Source organism: Tenacibaculum sp. M1.3A (assembly GCF_057732375.1).
This window is the reverse complement of record NZ_JBYJEF010000002.1, coordinates 121,686-133,565: the sequence shown is the minus strand read 5'-3', so window position 1 is coordinate 133,565 and position 11,880 is coordinate 121,686. Positions and strand designations below refer to the sequence as shown.

General features: G+C 30.5%; 10 protein-coding genes. 6 read left to right on the top strand and 4 right to left on the bottom strand.

Going from position 1 to position 11,880, the window contains the following annotated elements:
- Positions 1-12 precede the first annotated feature (12 nt).
- Both AC28QF_RS03210 and AC28QF_RS03205 read right to left on the bottom strand, forming a co-directional pair.
- A complete protein-coding gene (locus AC28QF_RS03210) occupies positions 13-1,008 on the bottom strand; it encodes a glycoside hydrolase family 113 (protein WP_488200801.1) in 996 nt (331 codons plus the stop codon).
- Between the two features lie 20 nt (positions 1,009-1,028).
- Positions 1,029-1,898 (bottom strand): hypothetical protein, encoded by an 870-nt coding sequence (locus AC28QF_RS03205; protein WP_488200802.1) that lies wholly within the window; start codon positions 1,896-1,898, stop codon positions 1,029-1,031.
- Between the two features lie 142 nt (positions 1,899-2,040).
- Between AC28QF_RS03205 and AC28QF_RS03200 the strand changes: the two genes are divergently transcribed.
- Both AC28QF_RS03200 and AC28QF_RS03195 read left to right on the top strand, forming a co-directional pair.
- Entirely contained in the window at positions 2,041-3,384 is a 1,344-nt protein-coding gene (locus tag AC28QF_RS03200; RefSeq protein WP_488200803.1) for an NAD(P)/FAD-dependent oxidoreductase, read from the top strand.
- A 4-nt stretch (positions 3,385-3,388) separates the two neighbouring features.
- A complete protein-coding gene (locus AC28QF_RS03195) occupies positions 3,389-5,011 on the top strand; it encodes a 4Fe-4S binding protein (RefSeq protein ID WP_488200804.1) in 1,623 nt (540 codons plus the stop codon).
- A gap of 593 nt (positions 5,012-5,604) precedes the next feature.
- Here the strand turns inward: AC28QF_RS03195 and AC28QF_RS03190 are convergent.
- On the bottom strand, positions 5,605-6,606 hold the full coding sequence (locus AC28QF_RS03190; RefSeq protein WP_488200805.1) for a fasciclin domain-containing protein: 1,002 nt from the start codon (positions 6,604-6,606) through the stop codon (positions 5,605-5,607).
- 20 nt (positions 6,607-6,626) lie between these two features.
- Positions 6,627-7,520 carry a hypothetical protein gene (locus AC28QF_RS03185; protein WP_488200806.1) on the bottom strand — a complete coding sequence of 298 codons (894 nt, stop codon included), beginning with the start codon at positions 7,518-7,520 and terminating at the stop codon, positions 6,627-6,629.
- A gap of 223 nt (positions 7,521-7,743) precedes the next feature.
- Here AC28QF_RS03185 and AC28QF_RS03180 point away from each other — a divergent pair, with 223 nt between their 5' ends.
- From AC28QF_RS03180 to AC28QF_RS03165, 4 genes are read left to right on the top strand one after another with little or no spacing between them, the layout of a single operon-like run.
- Positions 7,744-8,211 (top strand): toxin-antitoxin system YwqK family antitoxin, encoded by a 468-nt coding sequence (locus AC28QF_RS03180; protein WP_488200807.1) that lies wholly within the window; start codon positions 7,744-7,746, stop codon positions 8,209-8,211.
- Positions 8,211-8,903, top strand: coding sequence for a glycosyltransferase family 2 protein (locus tag AC28QF_RS03175; protein ID WP_488200808.1), 693 nt, complete (start codon positions 8,211-8,213; stop codon positions 8,901-8,903). Before AC28QF_RS03180 ends, AC28QF_RS03175 begins: the two co-directional genes overlap by 1 nt.
- Positions 8,903-10,393, top strand: a complete 1,491-nt coding sequence (locus AC28QF_RS03170) for a cellulose synthase family protein (RefSeq protein ID WP_488200809.1) — start codon at positions 8,903-8,905, stop codon at positions 10,391-10,393. Before AC28QF_RS03175 ends, AC28QF_RS03170 begins: the two co-directional genes overlap by 1 nt.
- Entirely contained in the window at positions 10,393-11,778 is a 1,386-nt protein-coding gene (locus AC28QF_RS03165) for an MptA/MptB family glycosyltransferase (RefSeq protein ID WP_488200810.1), read from the top strand. The genes AC28QF_RS03170 and AC28QF_RS03165 overlap by 1 nt, the downstream gene beginning before the upstream one ends.
- Positions 11,779-11,880 lie beyond the last annotated feature (102 nt).

Below are 11,880 nucleotides of genomic sequence, written 5' to 3'. Positions count from 1 at the left end.
ACAATTAATACTTTATTGCGCATATAATTTTGTTATTAACTCTTCAGTAGGCTTATTTTGAGGTGTAAATCTATTATTCTTATCTCCACCTGCTTCACTGTGTCTATGAAACCACTTCCAAATAAATCCACCAGAAAACCAATCTTCTTTCCAAAATTGATTGTAAATAGCTTGTGTTGCATTTTTTTGAGCTTCTAGATTTACACTTTCTATTACACTATCTGATTTCCAAGGCTCTTTACCGTTAAAATCAACACTTCTATACCCATACTCTGTAAATAGAACAGGTTTATTTACTTCCTCCCTAATTTGTTTAATTTCTTTCTTATGAGGTATCCAACCTTTTTCAAATTCTGAAACTGATGGTGTTTTTTTATCGCTTAAAGGAAAATAAGCATCAATACCTATATAATCTAACTGATTCCAAAATGGCACTCTCTTAAATTCATCCCAATTGGCAGCATAAGTTAATTTTCCTTTATAAACACTTTTTATTTTTTTTATTAATTTCTTCCAGAAAACAGGTCGATTTATAACAAATTTTTCTAACTCAGTACCAATACAAAATACATCAGCACTTAGCTCTTCAGCTATTTTTGCATACGTTAAAATAAATTCTGAATAAGAACCTTCTAATACTTTCCATTTTTCTTCGGATTGCATCTCAATATACCCTGTAAATTCTCCTTTCCAAACCCAAATTTGAGGTTTTATCATTAGTTTAACTTTATTCTTATTAAACTCTTTTCCATATTGAAGAATTCCTTTTTCAGTTTCACCAAACCATTGCCTATCTGTATTGTGAGTTATTTTAGGTGATGCTAAATCTTTAATAAAACCAAAAGGCATCAGCGCAACATAATTGGCTGATACCTTTAGTAGGGGTGAAACATGTTTGTGGTTTATTTTATCAGGGGAAGCCACAAAGCTAATTCCATTTATTTTTTTTGTTTGACTTTCACAAGACAAACATATAAGACACATTAAAAGGAGTTTACATATTTTCATAACTCCGAAGTTACCATTTTTTAAAACAATGCTCGTACACCAATACTATACGTACTTCCTAAACCTTGAAAACTTTCTCCTCTGAATATGTTACTATACAATGCTTCTAAATTCAATATTTTAGACAATTGATATTTACCTCCAAAACCTGCTGAAGTACCATTCTGTTCGAAATCTCCAAATCTTTGATTATGTTGTACAAAACCCAATACTGTTGATTTATCTGATGGAAAATAACTCATAAATACTCCTGGAGCGACCAAAAAAGTATTATTAGCAAAACTCTTTTCATCACCAAAACCATACTCTGTATTTAATTCAGTAAAAAGTTGCCAGTTTCCGCCATCAAAAGTATAATCATAGAAAAATCTATTCTGGAAAGACCAAGCTGTTTGATCTAAAAAACCATCTTTATTGCCTTCATCTCCCTTTTCTAATAACGGAATATGTATAGCACTTTGAATAGAAAAATTACTTACACTTTTAAAAGGCTGAAACTTTACAGACGGTGCAATAGAGCTAATTCCTTTTCTATCTGAATTAGTATCTTCTGTACTAAAAACAGAAAAAGCCTGTCTTCCATTAAATGTATTAGAACGAAACTCGATAATAGTACCAATATTAAATCTAGCATTATCAGAAATACCCGTAAAGAGTTCTAAAGTAGAGGTAAAAAAATTCTCCCTAGTAATATCTGTAGATTTACTTCCTCTGTCTGTTTTTTTAGTTTGAGTATATAACCCGTTAAAAAACTTAATATCCCACTGCCCTTTACTTAAAAGCTTAGAAGGTGTGTATGTTTGAATATTTGATTTCTCTTCTTGGTCCTCTTCTTGAGAAAACGCTTGAGAAAAACTAAACAACGTAATTATTACTATAATATATTTCATTTTTATTCTTATTAAATAATTATATTTTAAGACGAATAAATTTAAAAGGAATTACATATTTATATTATTTAAATTCATTCTAAATTAATTTACCCTATTAAGTTATTAACTTTAACCTCGACCAAACTGCAAATCAACTTTTATGGAACACGTTGTTATTATTGGTAATGGAATTTCTGGTGTTACAGCCGCAAGGCACATTAGAAAATTATCAGATAAAAAAATTACTATTGTTTCTTCTGAAACAACTTACTTTTTTTCTAGAACTGCTTTAATGTATGTATACATGGGGCACATGAAGTTTGAACATACACAACCATATGAGTCTTGGTTTTGGAAAAAAAATAATATTGACCTTAAAAAAGGGCTTATTACAAATATAAATTCAGCTAATAAAGAATTAGAATTTAAAGACGGCGGAAAACTTTCTTATGACAAGTTAATTATAGCCACAGGCTCTAAACCTAATAAATTTGGTTGGCCAGGGCAGGATTTAGATGGTGTTATGGGAATGTATCACAAACAAGATTTAGAGAAACTTGAAAAATATGCTCCCGATAATAAAGCATGCAAAAGAGCTGTAATTGTTGGTGGTGGATTAATTGGTATAGAGCTTGCCGAAATGTTACATAGTAGAAATATACCTGTAACTTTTTTAGTTCGTGAAAAGAGTTTTTGGAACGGTGTTTTACCTGCCGAAGAATCGGAAATGATTAATAAAGAAATTTTAGATAACCATATAGATTTACGCTTAGGTGTAAACTTAAAAGAAATTAAATCTGATGAAAACGGACAAGTAAAATCGATTATAATTGCAGAAACAAATGAAGAAATTGAGTGTAATGTTGTTGGTTTAACCGCAGGTGTTTCTCCTAACGTTGATTTTTTAAAATCCTCTGAAATAGAAATTGATAAAGGCGTAAAAGTTAATCGATTTTTAGAAACCAATATTAAAGATATATATGCAATAGGTGATTGTGCAGAACAACATTTAGCTATTGGCCAACGAAGAGTAATAGAAGCCGTTTGGTATACCGGAAGAATGATGGGCGAAACAGTAGCTCAAACTATTTGTGGTAATAAAACGGCTTACAAACCGGGCCATTGGTTTAACTCTGCTAAATTTATAGACATAGAATACCAAACCTACGGTTGGGTTTGGGCGCAACCAAAAGAAAATGAAGCACGCTTTTATTGGGAACATGAAGATGGCAAAAAATGTATTCATATAAATTATGATAAAAAAACACATAGGTTTATCGGCATTAATAACTTCGGAATTAGAATGCGTCACGAGTTTTTTGATAAAATTTTAAACGAAAAACGCTCTATAGAGTATGTATTAGAGCATTTAGCTGATGCCAATTTCGATCCTGAGTTTTACAAACTACACGAGCCAGCAATAATTGCCAAATTCAATAAAGAAAACAACACTAATATTCAGCTGAAAAAGAAAAGTTGGAAACGAATTTTTAGTAAAGCATAAAAATATGAAAATAGTAAAACAATCAGGTTTAATCATTTTTTTAGTAGGTTTAGCCATCTTTATAGGAACTATTTTCACAGGTTCTTTCAGTTTAAACAAAGGAGAATTAGATATTTTTCTAAAAGAACAAAATTATAAAAGTACCGTTATAAATGACGAATTAACAAAGGCTGTTGTAACCTCAGAAGATTTAAACATCTTTCAGTTTTCTAGTCGTGTTATACAAGCGTATGAAAACTCTAATAATTATTATGATGCCCTTATAGCAAAATACGACGCTGAAAAGAATTGGGACAAAAAAGGGGCCCAATTTCAATATAAAATTTCTGGAAAACCACATAGTTTAAGTTTTACACTTGCTAAAAAATCAGGTAAAGGTTTTGCTGTTGAAAACTCAGGCTTAGCATGGTTTTTAACCTTTGGCTTAGGTATTCTAGGAGCATTACTGTTTATCGTCCCTGATATTATTATACTAGGAAAGCCAGGAATAAAAAACAATGGAATATTTTTAAATGCAGGTACAAATCGTGGTTGGGTGGGCTGGTTTGCTTTTGTCTTTTTGGTTACTTTTTATGTATTGCTTTACTTTTATCCAGATTTTATCGTAAACTGGGTTTATTTGGTAGATCCAATTAGCCAATCTATTAGTAATAATCCGGCAAGTCAATGGTTTCTATATGGTTTCTTATATTGTGTAGTTATGACTGTTATGGCAATAAGAATGTACATAAAATACCGTCATAATAAATATCAAATATTAAGAACAACGTCAGTATTATTCTTTCAAATCGTATTTGCTTTTTTAATTCCTGAGATTTTAGTTCGTTTCGAAAAACCTTGGTATGATTTTAAAAATGCGTTCCCTTTAGATTATGATTTCTTTTTTAAATGGAACTTAGATGAACTACTTTCTAGTGGTGGTTTTGGTTTATTCATTTTAGTCTGGGGAATTGTTTTAACTATTGTAGTGGTACCAGTAATGGTATATTTCTTCGGAAAAAGATGGTATTGCTCTTGGGTATGTGGCTGTGGTGGTTTAGCTGAAACTTTAGGAGATCCCTACAGACAACTTTCAAATAAAACATTACTTTCATGGAAAGTAGAGCGTATTGTAATTCACTCTGTACTTGTTTTTGTTTTAGTAATGACAGGTTTTGCTTTATACACCTTCTTTTATGGTGCAGATCAAGTTTTAGGTATTAAAACACAAACAATTCAAGATATTTATGGCTTTCTTATCGGTTCTATTTTCGCAGGTGTAATTGGAACTGGATTTTATCCGATTTTTGGAAACAGAGTTTGGTGTCGTTTTGGTTGTCCATTAGCAGCATATTTAGGTTTTATACAACGTTTTAAATCTCGTTTTAGAATTACAACAAACGGTGGTCAATGTATTTCTTGTGGAAACTGTTCTACATATTGCGAACAAGGAATTGACGTAAGAGCTTATGCTCAAAAAGGAGAAAACATTGTAAGATCTAGTTGTGTTGGTTGTGGTATTTGTTCTGCAGTTTGCCCACGTGGAGTTTTAAAGTTAGAAAACGGACCAGAAGAAGGAAGAATAAATCCTACAGATGTATTATTAGGTAACGATGTTGATTTAATGGAGTTAGTTAACAAGAAATAACACTTTGTTTTTAATCATTTAATAAAAATATTCAACACTTTCGTTGATTATAATATAAGACATTTTTTAGCCCTTATGAGAGTTCTCATAAGGGCTAAAAAATGTCTTAAAAATTGATTTTCTGTGATAAACTATAATAGAGTGTTATAATAGATAACCTTTCATAAAAAGAATAAAGAATAGATTTATAGGGCTGTATTTAGGAAAAAGAGATTGTTTTTTTGATTCAAACTGTATTTATAGCATCTCTAAAAACAGTTTTACATTTAAGGGTTTAACACAGAATTATATGGTTTTATAGAGTAATAAACATTTAAAGCAGCTGTTACATGAAACTAATAAACGAGGCTTTATAGATAGTAATATAACTCTACTACTTACAACCTAGGTTGATTATCTCAGATAGCTAAGATTATTAGCTTATAAATTACCTTTTCTTCAAGGTTTATATTGATAATTTTATGAATGCATTGCTATTTCAGAAAAAAAGCAAACATCAATTATAGTTATATGGATTAGACTTTATATAAATAAATAAAGCCACAGAAATAAATCTGTGACTTTAAATATCAAACTAACTAACACTAATTTTTTTATAAATTTGGTAATAATACTCTATCAATTACGTGAACAATTCCGTTGGTAGTTTGTACATCTGGAATAACCATGTTTGCTGCATCAGCACCATTTCCTGCTCCAGTAACCGTAAGTATACCATCAGTAAAAGCACCTAAAGTTAATGCGTCTCCACCAAGCGGAGTTACTGCTCCTTGATTTAACTCAGAAGTAAATTTACCATCGTTTGCTATTACGTGATTTAAAAGTACAGCTGTTACAACATCTACTGGTAATTGACGTATATCAGATGGTTGTGTAAAGCTTAATCCTAATATTGCACCTAAATCAATAAATGCTTGATCTGTAGGAGCAAATACTGTAAATGAAGGACTTCCTTCTGATGCCGAAAGTGCACCAACTAAGTTCGTATAAACTACAGCTTCAACTAAGTAAGTTAATTCTGGCGCTGTAAAAACCTGAGCACTTTGAAGTGCTAAAGCTGTTTGTACAATATCTGCACCAGAAGCAATCATAACCTTATCAATTACATGAACAGTACCATTACTTGCCGAGATGTCGGTTGCTAATATTTTAGAACCATTAATATAAGTATCACCATCACGAGTAACAAAACGTCTATCTACACCAAGAGCTGATGTTGATGAAACATCTTCTGAAATATCAGCACCTAATAAGTTTCCGTTAGAAACGTGGTATAATAATGTATTTGTTAAAAATGATTTTTGAAGAGCACCTAATGTTTCACTATTTAAACCTAACCTAGCAAAAGCATCATTAGTTGGCGCAAACACTGTATAATCTCCAGAAGGATCATTTGGGTTAGAATTACTTAAAACACCTGCAACACCTCCAGCAACAGCTGCAGACTCTAAAGTACTAAAAGCTGGGTTTGTTACTGCTATATTAGCAATTGACGGTGCAATATCTTCATAACTAGATGATGATTCACATGAACTTAATGTACCAATGGCAATAGCTGACACTAGCATATATTTAAAAATAGATAAATTTTTCATAATTGTATTTCTTTTATTTATTAAAATGAGTAAACTAATCCACCATAAAAACCTGTAGATTTTCCGATGTTTCTACCAGTAAGGTAGCTATTAACTCCTGCTGTTAAACCTACACCTCCATATAAAGGAGCGTAACCATTAACACCTACTCTTGTGTAATTTACACGTGTTGCAGGGAAAAAACCTACAAAACCTTCGCCTAAAATATCTACACCTTCTTTATCTGATAATTGATTAGCAACAAATGCATCTACATAAAATTTTGATGCTGCATATCCTAACTTTAATTCAGTTATTAAAGCATTTGGCACATTACTAGCTCTAAAGCTATAACCAGCCTGACCTGTTACAAAAATTCCTGAATTCATTTTAAAAGTTGCAATTCCTAAAGCAGTAAATCTAAAAGACTCGTTACCTATAGCAATAATAGACTGTAAACCTTCATTTGCACTGTAATCACCTAAAGGAGTTTCTACACCTACTGATCCAATAAAATCTAATGAACTTTTTTCGAAATCGATAGTATGAAATTTATACTTTGCATAGATTTTTAAATCTTGCAATCCTTTTCTTTCATTCTCAAAACCATTATTTGCTAACTCAGCACTACTTGCATTACCTTCTGATTTAATATAAGGTACATTTAAAACAATGTTAAACTTATCCGTAACACCAATCTCTCCATAAAAAGAAATACTTGTTGTAGTTACATCATTAAATACAGGCACTCCATCAGCCTCATTAGGTACTAAAAAAACCTTATCATAAGACTCGTGAGAGTAAGACAAGACTAAAGCGCCTTCTCCTTTCTTTTTCATAAATCCACTTACTGGGCTCTGAGCCATACAAAAAGTGGTTAACAACATGCATACTACTGCAAGCGTTAAAACTCTGTCATTTTTTTTAATTGTCATAATTATTTTGTTTTATGTGTTAGTGACATCAATATATACGAAAAAAAAGTAATCATGGTTTTCTATTTTTAAAAAAAACTTTAATTTTAAAAATTACGTACATATAATAGGTATGAAAATAAAATGCTTAATAAAAAAATAAAGTACTTTGTTAATTAATGGTTAGCTATTCGACTACCTAATTATAACTCAACAAAAAAACAACATATAAAAACTACATTTTATGATTCTTAAATATGCCTTATCTCTTTTTTTTGCTATAACCTTAGCGCGAGAAGAAAAAGAATTTGTTCGAATTTTTGATGCGCACGAAAATTTACAATCACAAGGTTGGATGTTAAACAACCAAAAGGTAGATTTTTGGACATTTTATCATTCAAATGGTAATATTTCAAAAAAAGGTCATTATAATCACGATAAAAAAACTGGATATTGGTATTTTTACAACGAAAACGAGATGCTATTAAAAGAAGGTGCTTTTACAAATGATAACGCTAATAATTGGTGGATTTTTTATACTGAAAAAGGAAAGAGAAAAATTCAATACAAAAACGGTATCAAGGATGGTTATGCATTAATTTATAAAAACAACTCCCTTGAAAAGGCTGAACGTTACTCTGAAAATGAAAAAACTGGAGAATGGACTTCTTATGTAATATTTAAGAAGGATAATCCAAATATAAAATTTTAATGAATCAATCAATTAAAGTTATTATTCCTGCTTACAACGAGCAAGATTCAATAGCAAATGTTATTAATGATATTCCATCAATTGTAAATGAAATAATTGTTATTAGTAACAACTCTACAGACGCAACAGAACAGAATGCAAAAAATGCAGGAGCAACAGTTTTAAAAGAAAACCGAAAAGGCTATGGCTATGCTTGCTTAAAGGGCATGGATTATATTGCTGAACAAAAAAACAAACCCGATATTATTGTTTTTTTAGATGGTGATTATTCTGATTATCCTGAGCAATTAACCGAATTAATTCATCCTATTATAAACGACAACATCGATTTTGTAATTGGTGCCCGTGTAAAAGAATTAAGAGAAAATGGCTCTATGACTCCTCAACAAATATTTGGGAACTGGTTAGCGACTTTCTTAATGTCTTTATTTTTTGGAGCGAAATTTACAGACCTAGGTCCGTTTAGAGCAATAAAATATGATAAATTATTAGCCTTAAAAATGGAGGATAAAACTTATGGTTGGACGGTAGAAATGCAATTAAAAGCATTGAAACAGAAATTTACCTATACAGAAATCCCTATGAAATACAGAAATAGAATAGGCGTATCTAAAGTTTCAGGCACTGTAAAAGGTAGTATATTAGCGGGCGTTAAAATATTAAGTTGGATATTTAAATACAGTTTTAAATAATGATTGTAGAGTATATTATAATAGTGATTTATGTTATTTCGTTAATTTTAATTTTTATGTATGCTTTGGCGCAATTAAACTTATTGTTTAATTACTTAAAGGCTCAAAAAAAAGAAGATAATTCTCCTAAATTCGATTTCTCTAAATCAGCAGAAATTCCTTTTGTAACGATTCAACTGCCAGTATTTAATGAGTTATATGTAATGGAGCGTTTGTTAACCAACATTGCAAAAATTAAATATCCGAATGAAAAATTAGAAATTCAGGTTTTAGATGATTCTACAGATGAATCGATAATTTCTACGGCTAAGCATATTGCTCAACTTCAAGAAACAGGATTAGACATTGTACACATCCGAAGAGAAAATCGCCAAGGATTTAAAGCAGGAGCTTTAAAAGAAGGTTTGGAAGTTGCTAAAGGAGAATTCATTGTTATTTTTGATGCTGATTTTTTACCACAAGAAGATTGGCTAGAACAAACAATACCATATTTTAAAAACCCTGAAATTGGCGTAGTACAAACTCGCTGGGGACATATTAATAGAAATTATTCAACCTTAACAAAAATTCAAGCATTTGCTTTAGATGCTCATTTTACTTTAGAACAAGTTGGTAGAAATAGTAAAGGTCATTTTATTAACTTTAACGGAACAGCCGGTGCATGGCGTAAAGAATGCATTTTAGATGCCGGAAACTGGGAAGGAGACACCCTAACCGAAGATATTGATTTAAGTTATAGAGCACAGCTTAAAAACTGGAAGTTTAAATACCTAGAGCATGTTGAAACTCCTGCAGAATTGCCAGTCGTTATCAGTGCAGCAAGAACCCAACAATTTCGTTGGAATAAAGGTGGTGCAGAGAATTTTCAGAAAATGGGAAAACGTATTATTTTAAATAAAAACGTTTCGGCCAAAACTAAAATTCATGGACTATTACACTTACTAAACAGCTCTATGTTTACCTGTATTTTTTTAGTTGCTGTTTTAAGTATTCCGATGTTATACATTAAAAATGAATACACCCATTTAAGGCCTTTTTTTTACGTGATGAGTTTTTTCGTTTTAAGCTCTATTATATTTTTTTTCTGTTATTGGTTTATGTATAAAAAAACGAATGGCGGCGGATTTAAAAATTTTATAAAATACATTGGTGCTTTCTTTACATTTTTTACCATTGTAATGGGCTTTTCTTTACACAATACCATTGCTGTTTTAGAAGGTCATTTTGGTAAGAAAAGTGAGTTTGTTCGTACGCCAAAATTTAATATAAAAACACTTAAAGATGGTTGGAAAAACAACAAATATGTTAAAACCAGGGTTTCCTTAAATGTTATTATCGAAGGATTATTAACACTATATTTTATTTTCGGTATGTATAGTGCTTTTGTTGTTGGTAACCAAGATGGAGATTTCGGTTTATTTCCTTTTCATTTGATGTTAACTATCGGATTTGGCTACGTTTTCTTTAAATCACTTTTTTCTAAAGCCTAATGCTTTTCTGGAAAAAATATAGCTCGCTACTACTAACTCTTATTGGTAGTGTCCTTTATTTTTTCTTTGCTTATTTTTTAGAAAGAACTGAATTTTCGAAGTTACTTTTTTTGTGGTTTTCTTTATTTTTGACCACCTACTTTTTATGGAAAAAAAATAAAAACAACTTTATACTTTTAGCAAGTATTTCAATTGTATTTCGATTGATTTTTCTTATTGCTACTCCAAATTTATCACAAGATTTTTATAGATTTATTTGGGATGGAAGAATGATTTTAGAAGGATTAAATCCGTATTTATCATTACCCAAAACATTTATAGAACAACAAACATACCCAGTAAACCAAGCTATTGATTTATACAAAGGAATGGGTACAATGAACGGAAGTCATTACACTAATTATCCGCCTATAAATCAGTTATGTTTTTTAATCGCGGCTATTTTCGCTAAAAAAAGCATTTTAGGAAGTGTGCTTGTAATGCGAATTATTATAATTTTGGCAGATATAGGAATACTTTGCTTCGGAAAAAAACTACTCGAGAAACTCAATTTACCAGTTCAGAATATCTTTTTTTATGCTTTAAATCCGTTTATAATAATCGAGATGACTGGCAACCTACATTTTGAACCTGTAATGTTGTTCTTTTTAGTGTGGAGTTTGTACAAATTACAACAGCGAAAATGGATTTGGGCTGCAATACTGTTAGCTTGTTCGGTCTCTGTAAAATTAGTTCCTTTACTGTTTTTACCATTGTTTTTACAATGGTTTATAAAACCTTTAAACACAAATAACAAAAAAATTATTAGATGGATTGGCTTTAAATTTCATCCAAAAGAATTACTAAAACTAATCTCTTTTTATCTATTAGTTATAATAGTTACACTCTTATTATTTCTTCCTTTTTACTCACCAGAATTAATTGCCAACTATTCTAACTCAGTTGGATTATGGTTTAGAAATTTCGAATTTAATGCTAGTTTTTACTACGTTGCTAGAGAAATAGGTTATTTATTTAGAGGCTATAATGAAATTGCTGTAATCGGTAAAATAATCCCGTTTTTAACCATTCTATTTTTAATTTTCATCACTTTCATCAGAAATAATAAATCGTTTACACAATTACTAACAGCCATGTTATTAGGCTTGTCTTTTTATTATTTTACAGCAACAACTATGCATCCTTGGTATATTGCTACTCTTTTAGTTTTATCTTTATTTACAAAATATCGATTTCCTGTAATTTGGAGTATCATAATTATTTTTAGTTATCAAGCATACGCTAATCAACCTTGGAAAGAAAATCTTTGGTTTGTTGCTTTAGAATATATCGTTGTTTACGGCTTTTTGTACTGGGAATTGTTCATAAAAAAACCCACTCAATAAATTGAGTGGGAAAAATTGCTATGAAAAAGAAAAAGTAGTGGTTTTAAAACCACTAATCAAATATAAATAACTTCTTTCTTTTAAACAAATACTTTTTAATGA